The sequence below is a fragment of the Nonomuraea sp. NPDC003707 genome (assembly GCF_053587055.1).
This window is the reverse complement of record NZ_JBSFNK010000038.1, coordinates 80,202-102,903: the sequence shown is the minus strand read 5'-3', so window position 1 is coordinate 102,903 and position 22,702 is coordinate 80,202. Positions and strand designations below refer to the sequence as shown.

Annotated in this window: 18 protein-coding genes; 10 read left to right on the top strand and 8 right to left on the bottom strand. The window is 64.8% G+C overall.

Annotation, left to right across the window (positions count from 1 at the left end):
* Position 1: 1 nt before the first annotated feature.
* The 8 genes from ACWDRB_RS55050 to ACWDRB_RS55015 all read right to left on the bottom strand — a co-directional run bounded on the left by ACWDRB_RS55050 (position 2) and on the right by ACWDRB_RS55015 (position 9,886).
* Positions 2-1,261 carry an ATP-grasp domain-containing protein gene (locus tag ACWDRB_RS55050; RefSeq protein ID WP_449908620.1) on the bottom strand — a complete coding sequence of 420 codons (1,260 nt, stop codon included), beginning with the start codon at positions 1,259-1,261 and terminating at the stop codon, positions 2-4.
* Positions 1,258-2,283: an amino acid--tRNA ligase-related protein gene (locus ACWDRB_RS55045; protein ID WP_449908656.1), complete on the bottom strand. Its 1,026-nt coding sequence runs from the start codon at positions 2,281-2,283 to the stop codon at positions 1,258-1,260. The genes ACWDRB_RS55050 and ACWDRB_RS55045 overlap by 4 nt, the downstream gene beginning before the upstream one ends.
* Before the next feature lie 41 nt (positions 2,284-2,324).
* Positions 2,325-2,525, bottom strand: coding sequence for an MbtH family protein (locus tag ACWDRB_RS55040; RefSeq protein ID WP_449908618.1), 201 nt, complete (start codon positions 2,523-2,525; stop codon positions 2,325-2,327).
* A complete protein-coding gene (locus ACWDRB_RS55035; protein WP_449908617.1) occupies positions 2,518-5,619 on the bottom strand; it encodes an amino acid adenylation domain-containing protein in 3,102 nt (1,033 codons plus the stop codon). Before ACWDRB_RS55035 ends, ACWDRB_RS55040 begins: the two co-directional genes overlap by 8 nt.
* A 7-nt stretch (positions 5,620-5,626) precedes the next feature.
* Complete coding sequence (locus ACWDRB_RS55030) at positions 5,627-7,591, bottom strand: hypothetical protein (protein ID WP_449908615.1); 1,965 nt, start codon at positions 7,589-7,591, stop codon at positions 5,627-5,629.
* Between the two features lie 105 nt (positions 7,592-7,696).
* Positions 7,697-8,413, bottom strand: a complete 717-nt coding sequence (locus tag ACWDRB_RS55025; protein ID WP_449908613.1) for an aspartate/glutamate racemase family protein — start codon at positions 8,411-8,413, stop codon at positions 7,697-7,699.
* Positions 8,414-8,596: 183 nt separating this feature from the next.
* Positions 8,597-9,565, bottom strand: a complete 969-nt coding sequence (locus ACWDRB_RS55020; protein ID WP_449908611.1) for an EamA family transporter — start codon at positions 9,563-9,565, stop codon at positions 8,597-8,599.
* Positions 9,566-9,571: 6 nt separating this feature from the next.
* On the bottom strand, positions 9,572-9,886 hold the full coding sequence (locus ACWDRB_RS55015) for a phosphopantetheine-binding protein (protein WP_449908609.1): 315 nt from the start codon (positions 9,884-9,886) through the stop codon (positions 9,572-9,574).
* A gap of 654 nt (positions 9,887-10,540) precedes the next feature.
* On the opposite strand from ACWDRB_RS55015, the gene ACWDRB_RS55010 reads away from it, so the two are divergent.
* From ACWDRB_RS55010 to ACWDRB_RS54965, 10 genes are all read left to right on the top strand, one after another.
* Positions 10,541-11,056: an LmbU family transcriptional regulator gene (locus ACWDRB_RS55010; RefSeq protein ID WP_449908607.1), complete on the top strand. Its 516-nt coding sequence runs from the start codon at positions 10,541-10,543 to the stop codon at positions 11,054-11,056.
* 267 nt (positions 11,057-11,323) lie between these two features.
* Complete coding sequence (locus tag ACWDRB_RS55005; RefSeq protein ID WP_449908605.1) at positions 11,324-12,109, top strand: thioesterase II family protein; 786 nt, start codon at positions 11,324-11,326, stop codon at positions 12,107-12,109.
* Positions 12,110-12,202: 93 nt separating this feature from the next.
* Positions 12,203-13,396, top strand: coding sequence for an MFS transporter (locus ACWDRB_RS55000; protein ID WP_449908604.1), 1,194 nt, complete (start codon positions 12,203-12,205; stop codon positions 13,394-13,396).
* 452 nt (positions 13,397-13,848) lie between these two features.
* Positions 13,849-14,964 carry a hypothetical protein gene (locus ACWDRB_RS54995; protein WP_449908602.1) on the top strand — a complete coding sequence of 372 codons (1,116 nt, stop codon included), beginning with the start codon at positions 13,849-13,851 and terminating at the stop codon, positions 14,962-14,964.
* Between the two features lie 39 nt (positions 14,965-15,003).
* Positions 15,004-16,455 carry a glutamate--tRNA ligase gene (gene gltX / locus ACWDRB_RS54990; protein WP_449908601.1) on the top strand — a complete coding sequence of 484 codons (1,452 nt, stop codon included), beginning with the start codon at positions 15,004-15,006 and terminating at the stop codon, positions 16,453-16,455.
* Complete coding sequence (locus ACWDRB_RS54985; RefSeq protein WP_449908599.1) at positions 16,445-17,482, top strand: S66 peptidase family protein; 1,038 nt, start codon at positions 16,445-16,447, stop codon at positions 17,480-17,482. The genes gltX and ACWDRB_RS54985 overlap by 11 nt, the downstream gene beginning before the upstream one ends.
* Positions 17,479-18,552 carry a hypothetical protein gene (locus tag ACWDRB_RS54980; RefSeq protein ID WP_449908597.1) on the top strand — a complete coding sequence of 358 codons (1,074 nt, stop codon included), beginning with the start codon at positions 17,479-17,481 and terminating at the stop codon, positions 18,550-18,552. Before ACWDRB_RS54985 ends, ACWDRB_RS54980 begins: the two co-directional genes overlap by 4 nt.
* The gene (locus ACWDRB_RS54975) at positions 18,542-19,402 is read left to right on the top strand and encodes a class I SAM-dependent methyltransferase (protein ID WP_449908595.1); all 861 of its coding nucleotides are present in this window, start codon (positions 18,542-18,544) and stop codon (positions 19,400-19,402) included. Before ACWDRB_RS54980 ends, ACWDRB_RS54975 begins: the two co-directional genes overlap by 11 nt.
* Positions 19,399-20,667, top strand: a complete 1,269-nt coding sequence (locus ACWDRB_RS54970) for an aminotransferase class I/II-fold pyridoxal phosphate-dependent enzyme (protein WP_449908593.1) — start codon at positions 19,399-19,401, stop codon at positions 20,665-20,667. Before ACWDRB_RS54975 ends, ACWDRB_RS54970 begins: the two co-directional genes overlap by 4 nt.
* The gene (locus ACWDRB_RS54965) at positions 20,664-22,670 is read left to right on the top strand and encodes a radical SAM protein (RefSeq protein ID WP_449908591.1); all 2,007 of its coding nucleotides are present in this window, start codon (positions 20,664-20,666) and stop codon (positions 22,668-22,670) included. The genes ACWDRB_RS54970 and ACWDRB_RS54965 overlap by 4 nt, the downstream gene beginning before the upstream one ends.
* Positions 22,671-22,702 lie beyond the last annotated feature (32 nt).

The window sequence follows — 22,702 nt, the reverse complement described above, 5'->3', positions numbered from 1 at the left end:
TTCAAGCCGTGAGCACTCTGTGTCTTCTTGCGATGGTGTTCGCAAGCGCCAGATACTCGGCTTCGCTTTCGGCGGTGAGGACGATATGCGCACACCAGTCGGCCCCTTGCCGCAAGGTGACCAGATCGCCGACACCCCGGACCGGAACGTAGGCGAGCGAGCCGGCGTTCGCCATCACCTGCTCATGATCCGGCATTTCTGTGATGCGGCCGGAAACCATGGGTCGCAGGTTCAGGCCGCCGAGATGGACGGTCGGCTCCGGCCATCGGGGCGCCTGCCCGGTCGCCAGGGCGCTCGCCACGACCGCCCAGGCGTTCTCGCCCAGATATTCGCTCAGCACATGCGGAATCCAACCTCCTCCCATCCGCGCCGCCACCTCGGAGAAGATCAGGTGTCCTGCCGCGGTCTCGAACGCCTCCAGATGGGTGACCGCGTCGGAGATGCCGAGCGATTCATTGACCCGCGTATGCAGGTCCGCGGCTTTCCGATAAAGCTCGCAGGAGTGTCCGGGCAATATCACATAGCTGCCGTCGAGCGTCACCCGGTCGTCCGTGGACTCGTCGTGGTCCAGCAGCGACAGCCGGGTCTGGTGATAGGCGCTGACCAGGAAGAATGCCGGCCGCCCGCCGAGCCACAACGCATCGACGTGCAGTTCACGGCCGGTGATGAATTCTTCGACGATGATGTGGCGGGAGCGTAGCACCGGGTCGAACGTATATCGCTCCATCACCCGGCTGAACTCTTCGCGAGAATCCACCCGCGTCGTGCTCGTCGTGCCCACCCCGAAGGCCGGCTTCACGACGACGGGAAAGCGCAGATGAGCCTGCACATCGGCCACCTGGGCCCGGTCCGCCGGATCGACGACCGAACGCCAGCCGGCCACCGGCACACCCGCGCGGGCCACGACCGTCTTCATCAGCCGCTTGTCTCTCAGCGCCGCATGTCGCAGCCGGTTGCCGGACCGGCCCAGCATGGTCTCCAGATAACCCGCGGCCAGCTGGCTGAACTCCGTGTGCGCGAAGATCAGGTCCGGCTGTATCCCACGGACGATGAGGTCCACGGCGATACCGGTCAACTGCTCCTGAGAGTCGAAACTGTCGACTCGGTAGACGTCGGCGCAGGACTCGAGCAGCCGCTTGTCCGGCTGCTCGACCTGCACGTCGAAGTCGTCAAGGACGAGATGGACGGCGCTGCCGAGCTCAAGCAGCCTTTCCACGACATCTCGCTGCCACTTGCACATCAGCACCGTCTGCCGGCTCATGGGAAGATGTCCTCGCCGTGCGCACGCGGAAGGAGCTGCATGTCGCGGATCTCGTTGTGTGAGAGAAGCCACATGAGATACCGCTCGATCCCCATTCCGAAGCCGGCCGTGCGGACCTCCTTCTCCTCACGTATCTCGACATACCATCGGTACGGCTCCTCATCGACATGGTGCAATGCGAGTGCCTTCCTGACCTGGTCGGCGCTCAAGTGCCGCTCTCCCGCGCCGACGACCTCTCCCGGCCCGAAGAGCAGGTCCCCGTTCAAGGCGGTGGCGCCCTCTTCGTCGGCGAACGCCTGGTAGAACGGCACGGACAGGTGGTCCCAGTGCGTCACCCAGACGAATTCCCCGGCCGATCGAAGCAGTTGCTGCTCGCCTTTCCTGGTGAGTGAACGCCACCCGTCATGGTCCATCACCCCATCGGGCCCGACGGCCTCCGCCACGTCGTCGAACGTCAACCTGACGAACGACGGCCCCGTCACCAGCCTTTCCACGTGATCCAGCCGGCCGCCGAGTGAGTTTATGAGATCGGCGTTCCGTTCGAGCAGGCCCGCGCTCAACGCCACCACGTATTCCTCGACGGTCGACATCACGTCGGCGAGCCCGCCTTCGATCTCCGCCTCACTGTGGAAGAACTGACTGAGGTGGGTCTCGTCGCAGGCCTCGCCGCGGAAGGACGGCATGATGTAGTAACAGTCTCGATTCGTGATCCGGCAGCCCAGTTCGAGCATGAACTGCATGGAGTCCGCGAGGTACGTCTTCGCACCGCCGAGCTCGATCTCGACCGGGTACGAGTCGCTGCCGAGACCCATCGGGCTCGAGATGGATCCGGTGGTGACCGGAAGGTGGAGCGTCTGCGCGTGCTGGTTCCGCCAGAATTCCACGGTCAGTTCGGAGATGGTGTTCTGCAGCACGGCGATGCCGGAATACCATGGGTTCTGCAGTAACTTGATGTGATGCCCGCGGCGCTCCCGCCACAGCTGAGAAGGGAACAGCCGGTCGTTCGTCTTGGCCTCTGTCATATCGCTCAACCCACTCTCTTAGTGTCGCAGTCGTTGGTTGCTCAGCGCGGTGTCTCGCCGTCGGCCGGCGCGGACGCATCGTGTCGTCCGATGTATCGGAGACACGACTCCTTAGATGCGGCTTCGTGGACGACCGACCAGCCAGGTGGCACCGGTATCCAGGAAGGCCACAGTGAGTGCTGGTTCCGGTCGTTGCGCAGGACGAGATATTTGGCCGTAGGTCGCTCGAAGGGATTAGTCATCGCTGCCCGGCCCGTTCGTCAGCCGGCGTCGTATGTCGTCCAGTGCGTCCGTCCAGTGATCCGCCAGACGGAGCGCGTCTTCTTCCGCGATGAGGTTCCCCGCCCACTGCAGGGTGGTGGTCAATACCGGGCCGGTCGCCGATTCGGTGATGACGGCGTTGACCTCGATGGTGTGCGCCATAGGAGTCTCATCGCTCCACGTCGTTTCCAGTACGGGAAATTCGGGTGCCGGCGCCCACAACTCATCCGTGTGCGCCGTAACGAATCTGCCCAGGTAGTTGAAGGAGATCTGCGGAGGTTTGAAGGGTTCGAGCTGAGCCCGTCCCTGACTGTTCAGATAGCGCAGCATGCCGAACCCCACGCCCTTCTTCGGGATGCTGCGCAACTGCCGTTCGGTGCTGTCGAGCGCTGCCTGCCAATCTCTGATTCCGGCGCACGCGGCCCCGGCCCCCATCTGGGTCAGGTCGATGCGGGCGGGGTACATGCTGGTGAGCCAGCCCACGGTTTGTGCGGGATCCACGCCGGGCGCGATCTCCTCCCGGCCGTGTCCTTCGAGGTTGACGAGCACCTCCGTGTTGGCGCCTCTGCCCCGGTTGTGCCGCCATTCGGCGACAGAAAGGGCCAGTGCGGTGAGCAGGCCTGCGTTCACCCCCCACCCGTTCCGGCCGGTCAGCTGATCGAGCAGGTCCCGCGTCGCTTCCGGGGTGAGTGACCGAGTCAGGTGCCGCGCGGTCGACATCCGGTCGATCGACGGGTCCCTATCCCGATCGCCGAGCAGGGGGTCCTCGGTCCGTAACACCTTCGTCCAGAAGCCGAGCTCCTCCAGCAGCGCGGGCGCCTCGGCGGCCGTTCTCAGGTGGTGGCCCCAGTCCATGAATCCCAGCGAGCGCGCCGATGTCTCAGACTTCGCGGGTGACCGCCTGCTCTCCCAGATCCGAGCAAGGTCCCGGTTCACGATCCGCCAGGAGACGCCGTCTATGACGAGGTGGTGAAAGACCGTGACCAGCCATCCTGGTCGTGTTCGTCCGGCGTCGAACCAGGTGAAGGCGAACGTCTCCCCGGTTTCGGGGTTCAGCCGATCGGACGCGTTCTTCCGCTCGTCTTGGACACGCCGGAATACCTCGTTCTCCGCCAGGCCGGCGACGTTCACCCGGGAGATCTTCAGGGACGCCGATGCGGCCGGCTCCAGGCGCCAGGCGCCGGTGTCGAGCCTCAGCCGGAAGGCGTCATGCCGAACTATGAGGTCTCCTAACGTCTCCCGCAACTCGGCCAAGGTGAGCCCTGAAGGAACGGCCAGGACCATGCTCTGCGCGAAGTCGTGCAGCGGCCCGCCCAGGGACCTCAGCCAATGCATGAGAGGGGTGGGCGGCACCGACGACGCCTGTGGTGTGTGCCCGGCTTCGGCGGAGCTGTTCTTCCGTTCGAGCGCGCGTGCCAGCGCCTCCGGAGTCTGATTCTCCAGGAGCTGACGCGGCGACAACTCGAAGCCGTGCTCTTTCAGGCTCGAGACCAGGTCGATGGCGAGGATGGAGTCTCCGCCCGAGTCGAAGAAGTTGTCCGTGCGTCCGACGGCGTCCACACCGAGAACTCGGGCGAAGAGTTCGCAGAACAGCGCTTCCTTCTCGTTCCCGGCCTCGGCCGGAAGGCCCGTCCCGGCCATTCCGGCAGGGGCGGGAAGCGCTTGACGATCCACCTTGCCGCTGGCGGTCAACGGCATCTCGGTCATGATGACGACGGCTGATGGAACCATGTACTGCGGCAGGCGGGACGCGAGATACTCCCGCAACCGGCCACCATCGGCCGCGTCCGTGCTCGGGGTGACGTAGGCGACGAGCCGTCTGTCCCCCGGCCGATCCTCTCTGACCAGGGTCACGGCTTGGGCGACCGTGGGATGGGCGCGTAACACGGTGTCGATCTCACCCGGCTCGATGCGGAAGCCGCGTACCTTCACCTGGTCATCCGCGCGCCCGGCGAACTCCAGCGCGCCCGCGCTGTTGACCCGCACCAGATCCCCGGTCCGGTACATCCGTTCCCCCGGCGCGCCGAACGGACAGGCGATGAATCGCTCCGCCGTCAGTGCCGGGCGATTCAGATATCCGATGGCCAGGCATGAGCCGGCGACATAAAGCTCTCCCACCTCGTCCGGTGGGACCGGCCGCAGAGAGTCGTCCAGAACGTAGCAGCGGCTGTTCGCCACCGGGTGGCCGAGAGGAGGTGAACCGAGGTGGAGTATCGGGTCACTCATGGTGGCGACCACCGAGGTCTCGGTCGGGCCATAAGCATTGATCAATGTCCGCCCCGGACCCCAGCGGGCTGTGACGTCCTGGCCCCACGCCTCGGCGCCGACCACCAGAATCCGTAGATCCGGCAGATCCCGAGGGGGGACGGTCGCAAGTGTGGAAGGCGGGATCAGAGCATGCGTGATCCGCTCCTCCGCCAGAAACACGCCGAGCGGGTCCCCTGCGTAGACGCCTTCGGGCGGGATGACCAGAGTGGCGCCGCTGCCGAACGCGAGGGCCATCTCGAACACCGACGCGTCAAAACTCGACGAGGACAACTGCGCGACTCTGTCGCCCTGGTTCACCCGCAGCCGGGATTTCTGCGTGACCGCCAGGTTGGCCAGCCCTTCGTGGCTCACGATCACGCCTTTGGGCCGGCCACTCGAACCCGATGTGTAAATGACGTAGGCGGTGTCTCCGGATCCTGGCGCAGGACGACGCCGGGAAGAGGGGGAAGACGTGGCGAATGGGTCGGGCTCGAGGTCTCCGAGCGCGCTCAGCACCAGGTCGGGCTGCGCGTCCTCGCGCATGTCAGCGATCCGGTCCTGAGGATAGGACGGATCGATGGGACAGTACGCGCCGCCGGCCTTCATCGTGGCGATGATCGCCACGAAGAAGTCGATCGAGCGGGGCAACATCAGGGCGACCAGAGTCCGCGGCCCGATGCCTTTCTCGGCAAGAGCCTGAGCCAGGTGTTCGGCACGTGTGTTGAGCGCCCCGTAGGACAGCTCCGCAGCTCCATGGCGTATGGCGATCAGGTCCGGATTCTGTTCCGCCTGTCGTTCGAACATGGCAGGGAACACCATCGTCGTCATCCTTGGATCACCCGTCGGCCTCTTGAGCGAAATCGCCGGCGTCGCGCGGCTCGGCCGGAGGCTGGTCCGGTCGCCGTCGTCCCTGCCCGGTCACATAGAGCCGGTACACCCAGGCCGAGTAGAAACCGTCCAGCAAGGAGACGAACGCTGACTTGTGCTCGTGCACCTGGGCTGTCGAGGAAATGTCCATGATCCAGGCGATTTCCTGCGTGGTGCGTGGCTCCAAGGTCAGCTCTCTGCTCCATCCGACCGGTAAACCGGTACGCCACCCGGCCAGGGAGCCGAATCCGATCGCGCCGGACAGAGGTTGCCCGGTGGGATTGGTCAGTTGTGCGGTGAGTTCCGCTGCCTGGTCGCGCGCGAGCCAATGAGCTTGCGGGCTGACCAGGCGAACGGCCGGCTCGCCGACCGACCACCAGATGTCCGAGCAGCGTCTGCAGTGAAGCGTCTTTATGGTCAGGCCGGCCTCCACCCGATGGGAGAAGGTGCCGATGAAGGCGCTGTCACCACCGCACAACGCGCATTCAGCTGGTACGGTCGTCACCTGCCGGAACCGGGGAAGGAAGCCTTCCGCGAAGTGCCACCAGTTGCGGTGCATCTGATCGACCTGCTGATCGATGATGAGCGACTGAACGGCGCCTATTCTCTGCCGCAGTTCGGCGACCTGTTTCTCGCCGATATGCGGGCTGCTCTTCATGGTCGCGGCGCGAATCTCACGCCGCATGTCCCACAGCTCGGCCTCAGGCATCTCGATGCCGAGCCACTGGAGCTGTTGCAGGCGTGACAGGGTCTCGTTCAGCTGTACGACCTCGGCCAACCCCTCGACGTACGGGGAAGTGGATATCGAGGCGGCGTCCACGACGGAGTTTCCCGTGGCGAGAGAGTGGTCCTGTCGCGCTTCCGTTCGTGGTGCCACGACCAGCGTGGGATCACCGAGCAGGCCGAATCTCGACAGCTCGCCCCCTATGGCCAGGGCGTGCTGATTGAGCGTTTCGACAGCCTCCCCGAGGGACAGCCCCTGGCGTACGAGGCTGGTGAAGACGTGCAGGAAGGCAGGGTCGGGCAGATGCAGTCCGAGCGCGCCGACGACCGCTACCGCGGTGCCCGACAGGAATCCGAGTCCCAGGCCGATGTCCGTGGGGAGGGCATTGCTGCCCACGGAGATCGAGACACAACTTTCGAGGAACACGAAGCTCGCGTTTAGGTCCGCGGCAGAGAGGCGCTGCGACTCGTGCAGGTCCCGTCGGTAACATCCGGCGCCTTGGAGGCAGGACACGAACCTCGCCTTGTCCGCCGTCCGCGGCAGGGGGACATCCAGATGGTCTGAGCGGCCACAGAGCACCCCGTCGGGCAGGTTCGCACTGCATTCCACCCCATGTGTGCGTATCGCCAGGACGCGGGCACCGTCACGGCCGAGCCGGCCGAACTCGTCGAATGCCACTGCGTCCGCCAGGTCCGCCTCGGCGTCCGCCGGGTGCATGACGACGAAGTCCTGTCTTTCCGCCAGGGAATCGACGGTCAGCGTTCTGTACACGAGACAGACCAGCGAAGCGACGTCTCTCGCCGTGACGATGCCGGCGCGAGGGGCGGCCATGCCGATCCAGTCGCCCACTACCGACAGTTCGGCGGCCAGCCCCACGACGGCCACGGGCTCGTCCCGGACGGACCTGATGGCCGCCGGCAGTGAGAGCGGGCTCTCGACGTGCCGGTGAGCGCGGTGGGTGGCCTTCGCCAGCAGCAGGCCGGGCCAGTACGCCCCCGAATCGCCCGTCGTTATCACGGTTCCCCGGCGCTCGGTGGTGTCGATCCGCGGCCACGTGTCCACGCGGTGCGTCTCCAGCAGCGCGCGGTACCGATCGGCGCCGGGCCCCTCGGGGAGCGGAAACGGCTCGCCGGGACGCCAGGAGGATGCGCTGTGTGAGAGTTCCTTGTCTCCGATGATCAGAAGTACGTTGTCGCCGTCCTCGTACACGATCATCTCCTCGCAGTACCGCTGGCAGTGGGGCGCGGGCAGCACATCGGGCGCGAATCCACCCGATGCGCTGCTCAGGTCCGCCGACCAGTCGTCCGACTTGTCTCAAACGAGAAGCGGTGCGTTCAGCTTGTTTCCCAAGGCGAAACTGATCGCGCTCTCGGCGTGGATGCGGGCACTGGGGAAGACCGGGACCGTGACGTCGCCTTCGCCGATCAGGAGTTCAATCTCGGTACAGCCCAGAATGACGCCCTCTGCGCCGCGCCGGCAGAGGCCGTCGATGATGCGCCGGTAGGACTGCCGGGATTCCTCGTTGAGGGTTCCCCGGACCAGTTCATCGAAAATGACCCGGTCGATCAATTCCCGGTCGTCCCCGTCCGGGACCAGCACGTCGATTCCCAGTTTGGCCAGCCGGTCGAAGTAGAAATCCTGCTCCATGGTGAATCGGGTACCGAGGAGTCCCACTTTCCGCAGGCCGTAGGACGTGATCTCCTGCCCGACCGCGTCGGAAATGTGGATCAGCGGGATGTTCAGCGAATCGGCCACGGGGTCCGCGACGCGATGAAACGTGTTGCTGCAGATCAGGGCCACGTCCGCCCCCAGAGACTCGAGGCCGCGGCCGGCGTCGCTCAGCCGGACGGTAACCTCCTCCCACTTGTGCGCGAAGATCATGTCCTCGAACTCCTGGAATTCGAAGGACCAGATCAGGCTGCGCGCGGAGTGGGCTCTGCCCAGTGACTTCCGGGCCTGCGAATTGATCGTCTGGTAGTAGATCGCCGTCGACTCCCAGCTCAGGCCACCGATCAGGCCGATCGTCAGCATAGGTGTTTCCTCCTGGTCGTCCGATCGCGGTGACACAGCGATGTCACGCCGATCGGTGCTTTCTCGTGGATGTGTTCATGAGCGGATGCCGCGGAATTCGTGCTGAACGCGCCGGATCAGGCTTTGTCACCGCTCTGGTGGGAAGCGGCCCGCACACCGGGCCGGCGGCATCATGGCGATCGCCTAGCTCTTCATCGGAAGAGGCACGCAAAGTGGCGCTTCCTCATGTCTGACCGTGCGCCGTGCGATCGCGCCGCGTTGCGCGAGATAGGAGCCGCCGATCATGACGGCGGTGCCGACCCATTGCGACAGCGAAAGCGCTTCTCCCAGGGCCAGCCAGGAAAGTATCAGGGCCGCCGGAACCTCCAGGGTCGCCAAGGTGCTGGCCAGCGTCGAGGGCAGTCTTTTGAGCGCGGCAAGGCTGAGCAGATAAGCGCAGGTCGTGCAGATCAGGATGAGCCAGCCGAGAGTCGGCAGCGCGTATGTCTGCCACCCGCCCATGGTCACCTTCGCCTCGAGCATCTTGCCCCAAGGGAAATTCCACGGCGCTACCACGGGTGTGAGGACGAGCGTGCCCGACGCGAGCCCGCCGATGAGAAGAGTGAGCGGATGCACGTCCTGGGTCCGCAGCCGTTCCGCGAGCAGGAAGTACACGACCAGGCTGAGGGAGGCGCCGCAGGCGAAGAGGACGCCGGCGACGTCGAACACCATGCCGTTCCACACCCGCAGCGCGATCGCCAGCCCTGAGACCGTGAGGATCGATCCCGCCACCGCGGATCCTGCCAGGCGTTGCCTGCGCATGACCCGGGTCCACAGCAGGATGACGATCGGCGCCATGAAGACGATCAGCAGCGCGACCGACACGGGGATCCTGGTGACCGCCGCGAAATACATTCCTTGCGCAGCTGCTATCCCGACTATTCCGTACGGCACGATGACCGGCAGGCTCGTCAAGGGAATCAGGACACTGCGCGGCCGTAATACCAGGGCGCACAGCGTCAGCGTGATGGTGCCGAAGGCAAGTCTTATCCAGACCAGTTGCAGCGGCGTGAACTCCGCCGCGCCCAGTGCCTTGGCGACGATGCCTGCGGACCCGAAGCATATGGCGGACACGGCCGCCGCTCCGATGCTGATCAGTTGCAGTCTTTTCACCGGTGTTTATGGATCCGTTCTCCTGGTTGACTCAGGTATGGCGATGATCTTCATCAATCCCGTCACCGTGGGGTCCCGGTAGAAGTCGCGTACCTTCAGATCCGAGCGGAGCTCGGTTTTGATCAGGTGGATGAGGTGGGCGGCGGAGAGAGAGTCTCCGCCCAATTCGAAGAAGTTCTCCTGCTCGCCAATTCCGGGGATCTGGAGCGCGCGGGCGAAGAAGGTCTCGACGGTTTGCCGCAAGTCCAGAATCTGTCCACCCGCATCCGGATTCACCGGCGAGGTGTTCCCCCGAGAGGTAACCACATTGTCTGGATCCATGCAGAGCCTCCTGCTCATGCGTCAGCTCACGAATTGTTCCGCAACCTGCCACGGGGCGATCAGAAGGTGACCTTCGTCAACCGTGCGGCGCCTGTGCCGGCCTGCGGCAATGGGTACGGCGACTGCCGGGGAATGGACGAATTCCCTTCATCTTATGTGAACCCTTGGTTCACGTCGATCCTGTTGTGCCGGCGCCTTGCTGGCAATCCCGGAACCGCAGTGACGGTTTCGTTTGCTGGATATGACGGGAGGCGGGTGGAGTGCGGTTTTTCCGTCTCGCATGATGAGCAGACGGCGCTGAGAACGGCGGTGCCGTGCGGACGTCGAGGTTCTGAAACGGGCCGCGAACGGGTATCGGCGCTGACGGGGCGGCACAACCGGCGTGCCCAGCCGCGGCGGGCTGGTAGTTGTCTGGTCACATCACACACAGTCAACATATCCAGCAAACGAAACAGGGTTTGCGGATAGAGGATTGCGACGGTACGGCAGCATATACAGGATCGAGGCGAACTGGCCCGGACTCAGACCACGGGGGATGACACGCGAATGGCCGCGCCTATTCTCGACTCTGCTCCAGGACATCGAGAAGACATTGTGACATCGCCTCGCGCGAGGCTGGGGCTGGATGCCTCCGTCCGCGCCAGGAGGCTCGGGTTGTGCCTGCCGCAGGACCTGTCCTTCGAGCTGTGGCAGAGAATCGGTGATCAGTTGGGGGTGATCAGCAACTCGTCGGCCTGGTGGCTGGGGGATTGGCTCGTCTACGGCGAGAAGTCCTTCCCGAACCGATACCGGATGGCCATCGCGGAAACCTCGCTGTCGTACAAGACGCTGCGCAATTACGCGTGGGTGGCCCGCAAGTTCCCGATGTCCCGTCGCCGGGACACGCTCAGCTTGCAGCACCACGCGGAGGTGGCAGGCCTGCCCGAGGACGAGCAGGAGCGCTGGCTCACGCGTGCGGAAGAGGAGGGATGGTCCCAGAGAAGGCTGCGCAAGGAGATTCACAACAGCGCGCGTTCCCAGGATGAGCGGGTGACCGTGACCATCACGGTCGAGGTCTCATCCGAACGGGAACAACGATGGAAGGCCGCGGCGCAGGCCGCCTCCGTCTCACTGCCGGAATGGATCGCACACTCGCTCGATCAGGCGGTTGATCACCTGGAGGCGACCTGATTCGTCGCGCAGGTGCCTCTCCATGAGGTATGAAAGCGACCTGAATGCCGCAACGGCCGGCGATCTCGTTGACGGGATATTTTTCGTGTGCTTCCATCGAGACGGTTGTCCGAGTGGCGTCGCCACCGTGAGATTTTTTCATTTTCCGCTCGTGCGGACATTCTCCTCGAGGTGACCCGGTGTCCTGCCACGAGTTTCACACATTCGGTCCGCGGGCCCCGAATTTTGGTGCCGCCTCCAGGCGGCGCGGAATGGGGGAGCGGGTCCATGGTCTGGCCGCACCTGAAAAGATACTTCATGGACTCTTCGAAGATCACCATTGTCCGTTATCAGCGAGCCTCCAACGCTGAACTGCGTTTGTTGTGCTTCCCGCACATCGCCGGCGGGCCGGCTTCGTTCAACTCGTGGCGGCGGCACATCGGCGCCGAAGTCGAGCTCTGCGTTCCGCTCCTGCCGGGGCGCGAGCAGGCATTCAACCGGTCGGCCTTCGTTGAGATAGACCCGCTGCTCGAAGCGTTGGAGACAGCGATCGAACCACTTCTGGACATGCCCATGGTTTTCTTCGGTGACTGTCTCGGAGCCATGGTCGCCGGACTGACGGCCAATGTGCTGGAAAGCCGCGGAAACCGATCGATCGAGAAAGTCATCCTGCGATCACTGCCGTACTCCCCGAACGGTCTGCGCATTCCCGGGCTCCCGGCGTCAACGGCGAAGCTTGACGAGCTGGCGGAATATCTGCGGAATGTCGGAAAGACCAACCTGAAGCTTCTCGACGACCCCGACTGGGTCGACGTTATCACCGAGCCGCTCCGCGCCGACCTGGCGCTCACCGAAAGCCTACGGGATCGATCGGTTGACCCGATGTCCGCGCCGCTGACCGTGATCGCCGACCGGAAAGACTCGGACGACGTGCGGACGTACACGGGGTGGTCGGACCTGACCCGATCTGATTTCACGTTGCGGATACAGGAAGGTCGCCTGCTGAGTAAGGACGAACTGTGGCGGCGGCTGGCCAGGATCGTCGACGACGAAGTACGCGGCCTGCTGACGTGAAGGCGGTCCGGCAGGCCGGCCGTGCCTGATCGTCGTGCGGAGGGACCTGCGGGATCTGCCATGCATGAGGCACTTCGTATTCACGACAGACGGATGATCACCAGAATCTGCGCCTCCGGCATCTCGCTTTTCGGCTCACAGTTCTTCGTCATCGCCGTTGCCGTCATCGCCGCGCAGGACATCGGTCCGGTCGGGTTCTCCGTCATTCTCATCGCGCGTGCGGTCCCCAGGATCGCGTTGCTGATATTCGGCGGAGTGATGGTGGACCGCCTCGGCCCGATCCGGCTGGTCGCCGCCGCCGAATACCTGAGCGCCGGCATAAGCCTGTCGCTCGGGCTGTTGTCGCTGACCGCAGTGCCACAACTGCCGCTGCTGCTGGTGGCGAGTTTCTGCTTTGGAGTGATTCGTGCGGTCGCCGATCCCGCGGAAGGCGCTATAGCGCCTCATGTGCTGAGCACCCAGGATCTGCCGCGATATCAAGGAATATTGCTGGGGGTGCAGCGGTCCGCTACCGTGGCCGGCGCCGCGGCGGGCGGAATGGTGATCGCTGCGGCAGGGCCGGCGGTGGGATTCGTCGTCGACGCGTCCACCTTTGCGATATCAGGGACCGCGGTGCTCGGCCTGCGTCACGTGGCCGCATTGCAGAAAGGGACGGGTGCGGGCCGCTCAGGGGTGTGGAAAGAGGCGCGGGAGGGCCTGCGTCTCGTCTGGAGCAATCGGCTCATACGCGTGCTGACGCTGCTGGCCCTCGGCATCGAGTTCTCCCTCCAAGGCCCGATCTCGGTGGGCATGCCGGTCCTCTGCATGGACCGGGACTGGGGCGCTGGAGCGATCGGCATGCTGCTGTCCTGCTACAGCGTGGGGTCGATCGTGGGATCGTTCACCATGGCGAGCGTCGGCAAGCGCCTGACCAGAGCCGGTGTGGTCGTCTCGCTCATGCTCATGGTGGCGGGAATCTGTCTCGCGGTCGTGGGAATGACCGTCACGCTGTTAATGGCGATCGTCAGCATGACGCTCATCGGCATCCTGTCAGGCGTGGTGAACAGCCTGCTGATACCGCTGTTGCAGACCAGTTGCGACCGCTCCTACGTTGGCCGGCTGATGAGCATCGCCACTCTCGGCGTCTCCGGCCTGACACCGCTTTCACTGGCGGTGTTCGGCATACTCATCGGAATGAATGGGCCGGGCGTGGCATTTGTCTGCGGCGCCGCCGGTCTGGTCGTCCTGGCATCGTTCGCCGTCTCGGTGAGCAAGGCCGCGTCAGCCGGATGGAATAACCTGCGATGATATTCAGGCGGCTCCATGTGGCCGAGGCGCGACCGGCGATATGTTCGCCGGCTCTTGTGTCTCAAATGTGAACGTGTAAAGATGCTGAGAAAGAGGCCCGGAGTTCGAGTCGCCCGGTGTGGCGAGAGGCAGAGTCCGTTCATTTGAACGGCCGGGACGAGGTTCGTCGGAACCGGCGCGCGAAAACGTGGCCTGGTCGGCGTTTTCCGCCCGTCAACATCTGACCGCCCGCCGTGGGTGACGCTCATGGCTGAATCTCACATGACTGTTTCCGCGCCCTGCTTCGTCATATAAGCGTCTCGCGGAATATGTCGAAGAAACGGACGGCACGCACATTTCTGTGCGGTCATGTGATCGGCCGATCACCTCCATGACCCAGGCCGGAACGGCCTCAGCCCCCATCGGCAGGCGCACTGCTCGTCCGCCGGACCCTCGCACGTCAGATCAGAGAAGTGAGGCACTCGATGGCAGCCAATCAACTGGACCTGGGACGTCCGGAGCAGCTCACGCTGCGGGACTCGGCCGACGCGTTGTCGACAGGGTATGTGGACCCCGAGACCGAGAAGGCGATCATCGGCATCATGGCGGAGGCCGAGCAGAAGGTCACCGACGCGTCGAGCGCTCTCGGCCGGCTGCAGGTCATGCTGGAGGACATCCGGAGGAAACCGGAAGGCGCCGAACGCCTCACCCTGATGAACACCTTCGTCCGCACCCTCGGGCGCGCGGACCGCTTGGCGGTTTACCTGGACATCCTGCGCAGCTCGTTGTCCGGACCCGACCGGACCGCGAGCGAGATCGCCGAGAAGTCGCGTAGTTCGCGCATGCACTGCATTTACGGCTGGGGCGGTCAGACCGGCATTCTCACGTCGATGGCCCACCCCACGTCGGCCACGACGCCTCCGAAATCGGGAGTGGGAGAATACTTCGCCTACCCCGTATCGGAGTGGCACCTCAGCATTCACATCTGGCAGCCCAATCCCAACGCCCAGGGCTTCGAGTCGACGAAGCGGCTGGAGCCGGGAGTCATCGTGGAGCCGCCGCACTCCCATCCGTTCTCGTTCGTCTCCTACGTGGCGATCGGCGAGATGCGCCAGTCGATCTACGCGGAGGACCCGCACGCGGACGTGCAGAGCACCGTGGGGGAGCGCTACCACGATGTGGATCTGCAGGGAGTGGACAGTGTCTGGCCGCCCCACCAGGAATATCAGCCGAGCAGATTGCGAACGGTCGAAGACCGCCTGAGCCTGAGGACCGGTCACAGCTATTTCATGCCGACCCATCTGATCCACGATGTGGAGGTCGAACGGGAGGTCGCGGCGCACACGCCGGCGATCACGCTATTCCTCTGCTCCGAGACCACGCAGATACCGAAGGCGTACCTGGTGCCGGATATGGCGGACTTTCATCGCCGCCATCCCGATGTCATGGACGATGCCAAGGCACTCGTTCCTGAGGAGTGGAGCGAGAAGCTCGCCGCCACGTCGCGGTATCTGCGCGGCGAAGCGGACCACCTTCGGCTGAGCGAGATCTTCGACTGCACGACCTCGTACGGCTTCATGAACATCTAGTGCTGATCCGCGTCATGCGACTTGCCCGTGGGAGCGGTGATGGATAGCGAATCCCTGGTACGCCTGGTCGAAGAGCACGGCGATGTTCGTGTGCGGTTCGCCCCGAATGGTGAAATCTCGTTCCCCGGCTTCATCGTCCGCACCGTCCTGTATTCCTGGCTCTTCGCGCGACGGTACAACGGCGCTTTCGTCCTGCGGTTCGACGACACCGATCTCGACCGGCAGACGCAAGGGGCGTTGCAGTCGTATCCCGATGGAATGCGGTGGCTGGGCCTGCAATGGGATGAGGGCCCGGAGAAGGGCGGCGGCTACGCTCCCTACAGCCAGTCGCAGCGGCTGCACCTCTATCGGGATGCGGTCGACGAACTGCTCGCATCGGGGGCTGCGTACAGGTGCTATTGCGCACCGGAACGGCTGGCCGAGCTGGCCGCGGCCGCTCGGCGCCCGGGTGCGCACGCGCGCGCCTACGACGGCCGCTGCCGGAGAGCGATCCGCGCGGACGCCGAGGCGGCAGCACGAGAAGGACGTTCTCCCGCGATCAGGCTGCGGGTGCCGGACGACGGCGTGATCACCTCGACGGACCTGCTCCGAGGGCCCATCTCCGTGCCGGCGGCAGAGCTCAGTGACATCATCATCTGCCGCCCCGACGGCTGGCCGACTTATCACCTGACCGTCGTCGTCGACGACAGCCTCATGCGGATCAGCCATGTCATCCGCGGTGTCGAAGGGCTGCCCAACATGGCCCCTCAGGCGATCGTCCACCATGCTCTGGGTCTGGAAGCGCCGCTCTATCTTCATCACCCGCTGGTGCGCACGACGGGCTTCAGCATCGGCGAGCGCTTTCTGCCCCGTGGCCACCTGCTCTACCTGGACGAGTTGCGGGATGCCGGTTACCCGCCTGAGGCAGTCGTGAATTATTACGCGCTGCTGGGTTACGGCCACAACGGCGACGAGATCTGCACGCTGGACCAGCTCATCGAGAGTTACGACTTCACCCGGATCAGCCGTAAGGAATTCGTGGTGCAGTCATTGGAGAAGCTGGCCTGGATGAACCGCACCTACCTGCGTTCGGAGACCTCGGACGTCTTCGTGGAAAAGCTCATCCGCGATCGGCTGCGTGCCGCCGGGGCCGGCCCGTCTCATGCCCGTGTACTGGCGGCTCGTGCGGCACCGGTGCTTCGCCAGCGCTTGGATGGCACGACCGACATCGCGGAGCTGCTCGGCTTCGCACTCGAAAGACCTGAGTTCGTCTCCGCCGCTCCCGAAGCAGGCCGCTGGGCGCAAGCCGCGTGCGCGGCTCTGAGCGCTGGTGGCGATCTGGGGGATGCTGTGCGGCGGCTCGCGGGAGGTGACCGGCAGGCCCGCGGGCGGATCGTGCGGACGCTGCTGACGCTGTTGGGTGCTGAGAAGACGCCGCTCTCCTTGGCCGACGTCGTCCGCATTCTCGGCCCCGATGAGTCCCGGGAACGGTGGCAGCCGTATGCGCGGTGAAGTGCTCGTCCGGCCCCCCGGGCTGCCCGGCCAGGCCACGATCGGAATCTGGACGCCGTCTTCCCCCGCGCCGGCCCGGTTCCCCCGACGCTTCGCCCGCGCTTTAGGCGCCCTGGCCGATCACGGGTACACGGTGCGCCTCGCACCGTCGGCCACGTCCGACGACGGGCTGCTCGCCGCCGAACCCGCGAAACTCGCGGCGGAGTTGCACGGCCTGGTCGAAGACCCCGAGGTGGACGTCATCGTCGCCGCGGTCGGCGGCTATACGAGCCTGGCCCTGGCACTCCATCTCGATTTCGACCTGATCGCGGCTCGCCCGAAGCCGATCGTCGGGTACAGCGACCTCACCTCGATTCTCTGGGCCGTGCTCGCCCGATCGTCTTTGGTGACGTTCCACGGCCCGATGGTCGTTTCGGAATGGGGGGAGGCCGGCGGTCCTCTGTCTTTCACCACCGGCAATTTCGCTCGCGTACTGACGTCCTGGTCGGGACCGATCGAACTCACGGGTCCTCCGTTCTGGACGGATGAGATGTTGTGGTGGGATCGGGACGACACCCGGCCGCGGAAGACCCAGCCCGGCGCATGGCGATGCGTCATCCCCGGAGTGGCCGAAGGGCCGCTGCTCGCCGGGTGCCTGCCCACGGCCGGCGCGCTCATCGGCACGCCGTACCTGCCGGACCTCGACGGCGCCGTCCTCTGCCTCGAAGCCAACGAGATGAGTCCGGAACGTTGTTACGGCCTGCTGCTGCAATGGCGTGAATCCGGCCTGCTGAATCGCATCTCCGGGCTCGTCATCGGCCGTCATTGCCAGCCCCAGGCGCGCGGCGACGTCGCAAGTGACTTCGACCGGGTCTTTCTCGCCGCACTCGGCGGCCGGCGCATTCCCGTGCTTGCCGACGTCGACTTCGGCCATACCCAACCCATGCTGACCCTCCCGCTCGGCGTCCCGTGCCGTCTCGACGCCGGAGAACGGCGGCTGACCTTGCTGGCACCGGCCGTCGCGGAAAGAAGGGCAGGAACAAGATGAATGTCGCCTTCACCGTCGAGCAGAACGAGGTGCTGATCCGCTATGACCAGCAGATATGTAAGGTCTGTGTGCTTCCGGAGTCGTTCCCGGAAATCTCGTTCGACGACGCCGGCATCTGCTCCCATTGTCGTGACCGCGAAGAACAGGTCGTCGTCAGCAGACAGAGCATTGACGACGCGGTAAAGCAGGCACTGGCCGACGCGTCATCGCGCGACTACGACTGCCTCGTTCTGTACAGCGGTGGCAAGGACAGCTCGCTCGCGCTGACCGTCGCACGACGAGAACTCGGGCTGCGGGTGCTCGCCTTCACGCTCGACAACGGCTTTCTGTCCGCCGGGACCAGCGGAAACATGCGCCGGGTCCTGGACAGCCTCGATGCCGACCATGTTCTCTTCCGGCCTCCAGGCCGACTGATGCGGCCGCTCTACAACGTCAGCATGAAGCTGGACTTCGACGCGAACACCATGAAGTATTCCACCGGAGGCTGCGGATCGTGCATCAGCATGGTTCTCGCCTCAGGCCTGCGGTTCGCCCGCGCCCACGGCATCCCGTTGCTGATAGGCGGCTGGACACCGGGCCAGTTCACCACGAGCCCGCTGGTCGGCCTGTCCTTTCTCGAGGACGTGATCGCGCGGCATTTCACGCCGCTGTCCCTCGCCTCCACCTCGCTGAGCGAGCAACTCGCCGGATGGCGCACCGAGCAGCGCGGGCCGGGTCCTGCCGGGCTGCTGAATCCGCTCTACGCGATGAGTTACAGCGAGGAGGCCACGATCGCCAAGCTCGCGGAATTCGGCTGGAGACCGCCGAAAGACACCGACTCGTGCTCGACCAACTGCCGGCTCAACGGCCTGCTCATCCTCGACCACGTGCGGAAGTACGGGTTCCACCCCTACGCGTATGAGCTGGCCCATCATGTCCGCCTGGGCGCGCTGTCCCGGGAGGACGCCCTCGCCAAGGTCAGCGCTACGGGCATTCGACCCGCCCTTGTCACGTCGGTGACCGCGGAGCTCGGCCTCGACGTCAGCCCGGTGCCCTTGCCGCCGAAGGAGGATCCTCGCCATGACCACTGATGCCGTCATCGCCAGTGTTTTCGATGGGCTCACCGCCGAGGTCATCGCCGAGCTCGACTTCTCTCGCCTGGTGGGGCTGGTCAACGAGCCCAACATGCCGTCGGGCGGTGGGGCCACGATCCGGCGCGTCATCGATCTCTGCCGCCTGCGCAGCGGATGCACGATTCTCGAGGTCGGCAGTAATACCGGCTATACCAGCATCGAGTTCGCGAGCTGGGTCGACGGCCGGGTGATCGGCCTGGACATCAACCCGATCTCCGTGGGGTTCGCCGCGGAGAAAGCAGCTCGGTTCGGGATCGACAACGTCGAGTTCCGCGTCGGCGACGGGCTTTCGCTGCCTTTTGAGAACGGTGGTTTCGACCTCGTCTACTGCAGCAACGTCACCTCGTTCATCGCCGACCATCGGGGGGCCAGGGACGAGTATTACCGCGTTCTCGCGCCCAGCGGACTGCTCGTCGCGGTGCCGATCTATTACCACACCACACCCCCGGACAGCCTGCGGCGGGCAGTCGGAGAGGCCATCGGCGTCGATCTCAAGGTCACCGATCAGAGCTACTGGACGGAGCTGTTCGCCGATCCGTCCGCGACTCTGGTGCACCGTGAGACGTACGAATACGTCAGGCAGTCGTCGCAACGTATCGCCGAGTACGTTGAATCGGTCTTCCGGCAGCCGCACCTCGAGAATGTCGACCCGGCGCTCCGGGCCGCCGCGAAAACGCGACTGACGTACTTCTACGAGCTGTTCGACGAGAATCTGGCCTACACCCGATACGACATCCTCATCTTCCGCCGTAACCATCCCAACCCGGAGGCGGTGCTGCACGCGTCACGACAGGTGATCGACGGATGATGCAGACGCTCTCGCCCATGCTCGAACGCGGTCTGGTGCCGAATCGGCTGCCGGACACCGTCTGGCTCGAACAGTTTCTGGCCAAGGGGGAAAGCAGGGAGGCGATCCTGCTGGGACTGGGAGAACGCTGGGAAGGAACTCCGTCCGGCCTGCTGTGGGCGTTGCGGGACGTGCCCGCCTCCGCTCACGGATATCAGCTGTCGATGTACGGCCTGCCCTGGTTGCGCTCAGTGCTGCGGGAGTACATTCGCGACACCCACCGTCTCGGCGACTACGACGACGCTTTCGAGGTCGCGGTCAGCTGGACCGGCACCCGCAGCGTCATGCGGGACTTCGGCCAGCTGGTCAGAGCACGGAACACCGGCGGGGCGTCGTCCGCCATGGTGATCGGCCCGGCATGGGACTACGCCGGGATTCTCGAACCGTCCGGATTCGACGTTCGCTACCTGGATCCCACGGCATGGAGCAGGTGGGCGCCGACCGCGGAAATGGTCACGGAGTTCGCGCGCTCCCTCGAGACGCCGCTCACGCTCGTGGTCATCAACGCCCAGCACAATCCCACCGGACTGAGCTGGGAACCGTCGGCTGTCCGGGCGCTGGTGCGTCTCGCCGTCGAGCATCGGGCTGCCGTACTCGTGGACGATGCGTATTACGGCTTTCTCGACCCCGCGGAACAGCCGACCTCCGCGTTGCTCGAACTCCTGAGTGAGGCCGGAAGCGAGCGGCTCGTCTGGTGTGCCGTGCGATCGCTGGGCAAACAGTTCAACTGCAATGGATGGGCACTCGGCGCTATCACCGCACCACCGGCGCTGCTCGACGATCTCGTGAACGAGATGCGCGCGGCGCACACCTACAACCACGGCGGGCATCTGCAGACGGCGATGGCTCAGTGGCTTTCCAATCGAGCCGCGGTGGAGGCGTATCTGGCCGACGAACGCGCCATCTACCAGGTACGTCGGCGAAAGGCGATGGACGGGCTCGTCGCCGGCGGCGTACCGGATCACGAGATCGTGGCCGGCCCTGCAGGCCCCTACCTCCTCTATCCGGTGCCGGCCGACTACGCCGACCGGAGCCGCTACTTGGAGCGGTGCGCGGTGGAGACGGGCGTGTTCATGTCGGACGCCTGGCCCTCGACGAGGCGGCTGGAACCGCGCGGTGGTCGTCACGTCCGGATGTATCTGGGCCGCTCGCCCGACCTGATCAGCGACGCCTGCCTGCGCCTCGCCGAGGCCGGCCTGCTCACCCCAGGGAAGAGAGACCTATGAGCACCGGAACGACCACGAGAAGGATGTGCCATCTCGTCGAGATCACGCCGATGCCCGACGTGCGTTACAGCCTGAATCTCGGCTACCTGCACGCGACGGCGGTCGCTGATGAGCGCTGCCGCGACAACTACGAGTTCGTCAAACACGTGATCTTCCAGGAACCGGGACTCGTGAACGACATCGATGCCTGGCTCGACGGCATCGACCATGTCGATGTGCTGGCCCTTTCGGTTTACTTCTGGAACCGCCGGCCCTCCATGTACGTCGCGGACGCGGTCAAGAAACGCTGGCCGGGGTGCACGATCATCATGGGCGGCAACGAGGTCACCAATCAGACGGACACCGTGTTCGCCGAGTCGGCCGCGGTCGACATTCTGGTCCATGGCGAAGGCGAGTTCGTCTTCCGTGACCTGCTGCGCGCTCTTGCGGACGACGACGGCATCGGCCGGCGGGAGGAGATATCCGGGACCAGCTTCCGCCGAGGAGACGAAACGATCACCATCCCGGCCGGTGCGCGGATCCGCGACTTGTCGACCATCCCGTCACCGCTGCTCAGCGGCGTCTACAGCCCGGCGGACATCCGTGACTCCCGGATCGTCATTCTGGAGACGAACCGGGGCTGCCCGTATTCCTGCGCGTTCTGCTATTGGGGCGGGGCGACCCAGTCGAAGGTGCGCGCTTTCCCCCTGGACCGCATCAAGGATGAGATCACCTATATCATCACGCATGCCAGCCAGAACGCGACCTTGTTCCTCGCCGACGCGAATTTCGGGATCCTGCCGCAGGACGTGGAGATCGCGCAATGGCTGGTGAGCGAACTTCAGCGGCTGGACAAGCGGATGTTCCTGTTCACCAATTGGGCGAAGAACACCAGCAAGCGGGTGCTAGCGATCGCGGAAATCCTCTATTCAGGCAACCTGATCGCCGCCGTCACCTTGTCCGCGCAATCCTTCACCCCCGAAGTGCTGCAGATCGCAAAACGCTCAAACATCAAAGCCGACTACTACCGCACGTTGCAACGGGAGTTCCAGGATCGCGGCATCCCCACCTATACGGAGCTCATCTGGGGAATGCCCGGAGAGACCCTGCAGACCTTTCTTTCCGGCATAGAGTACGTCATCTCCAGCGGTGGCCATCCGGTGGTCTACCCGTTACTGCTGCTGAACAACACCGAATACACCACCGAGCGATTCCGCGGCGACCATGATGTGCGCACCCGCCGGCTGCCCTACCAGATAACCAATCCCGAGATGGTGGCCGAGTTCGTCGTCGAGCACAGCCGGATGCCGGAGCGTGACTGGATCGCCGGCATGGAGTTCCGGCTCACGATGGCCCTGCTCCACGGATGTCTGCTGCGTGGTGTCCTGAAAGCGGTGAGTCACCGTACCGGGCGCCGGGTTGTCGATCTGTGCCTGATTCTCACCGAGTTCCTGCGTGAAACGGACCCGAAGACCACTCTGGGCCGGCTGCTCGACAACCATCGGGCCATCTGGAGTGATCCGTCCGCGTTCGATGCCGAGCTGGTGATGGAATTCGTCGACGCCGACAGCATTCCTGAGCACATGCACTACCAGGCGATCCTGCGGCATCTTCTGGAAACGGATCTGTACGAGCCCGTCGTCAGGTCCGCGGCCGAGTATCTGCTGGCGCGGCTCGATCCCGGCGAGATCGACCCGGATGAGTATGAGGAGCTGGTGGCGCACCAGCTCCTCGGCGTGGCCGCGGTGGCGGGAAGCGTCCGGCGCCTCGTGGACGCGCCGCCGCTCACGGCCTCCATGAGCGTCGGCGTGCACGATCTGCTCGTCGAGGTCGGCCAGCTGCACCCATCCCCTGATGCGGCCGCCGCCGGAGCTGAGCGCGTGGCGGTGTCGTGGGATCCTTCACGGTTCACGACCGCTCCGGTCGATTCCATGTTCCTGGCCATTTATCACGGCAGCATCCAGGTGTCGAAGTCCTTCCAGATCATCCCCAAGCCCTCCTGCGCGCGAAGTGCCGCGAGCTGAAACGACGTCCTCGGGACACCCGAACACGTGTG

Excerpts from the sequence above, each read along its gene's own strand:
- ACWDRB_RS55050 (WP_449908620.1), bottom strand. The coding sequence starts at position 1,261 with ATGAGCCGGCAGACGGTGCTGATGTGCAAGTGGCAGCGAGATGTCGTG.
- ACWDRB_RS55045 (WP_449908656.1), bottom strand. The coding sequence starts at position 2,283 with ATGACAGAGGCCAAGACGAACGACCGGCTGTTCCCTTCTCAGCTGTGG.
- ACWDRB_RS55040 (WP_449908618.1), bottom strand. The coding sequence starts at position 2,525 with ATGACTAATCCCTTCGAGCGACCTACGGCCAAATATCTCGTCCTGCGC.
- ACWDRB_RS55035 (WP_449908617.1), bottom strand. The coding sequence starts at position 5,619 with ATGACGACGATGGTGTTCCCTGCCATGTTCGAACGACAGGCGGAACAG.
- ACWDRB_RS55025 (WP_449908613.1), bottom strand. The coding sequence starts at position 8,413 with ATGCTGACGATCGGCCTGATCGGTGGCCTGAGCTGGGAGTCGACGGCG.
- ACWDRB_RS55015 (WP_449908609.1), bottom strand. The coding sequence starts at position 9,886 with ATGGATCCAGACAATGTGGTTACCTCTCGGGGGAACACCTCGCCGGTG.
- ACWDRB_RS55005 (WP_449908605.1), top strand. The coding sequence starts at position 11,324 with ATGGTCTGGCCGCACCTGAAAAGATACTTCATGGACTCTTCGAAGATC.
- ACWDRB_RS55000 (WP_449908604.1), top strand. The coding sequence starts at position 12,203 with ATGATCACCAGAATCTGCGCCTCCGGCATCTCGCTTTTCGGCTCACAG.
- gltX (WP_449908601.1), top strand. The coding sequence starts at position 15,004 with ATGGATAGCGAATCCCTGGTACGCCTGGTCGAAGAGCACGGCGATGTT.
- ACWDRB_RS54985 (WP_449908599.1), top strand. The coding sequence starts at position 16,445 with ATGCGCGGTGAAGTGCTCGTCCGGCCCCCCGGGCTGCCCGGCCAGGCC.
- ACWDRB_RS54980 (WP_449908597.1), top strand. The coding sequence starts at position 17,479 with ATGAATGTCGCCTTCACCGTCGAGCAGAACGAGGTGCTGATCCGCTAT.
- ACWDRB_RS54975 (WP_449908595.1), top strand. The coding sequence starts at position 18,542 with ATGACCACTGATGCCGTCATCGCCAGTGTTTTCGATGGGCTCACCGCC.
- ACWDRB_RS54970 (WP_449908593.1), top strand. The coding sequence starts at position 19,399 with ATGATGCAGACGCTCTCGCCCATGCTCGAACGCGGTCTGGTGCCGAAT.
- ACWDRB_RS54965 (WP_449908591.1), top strand. The coding sequence starts at position 20,664 with ATGAGCACCGGAACGACCACGAGAAGGATGTGCCATCTCGTCGAGATC.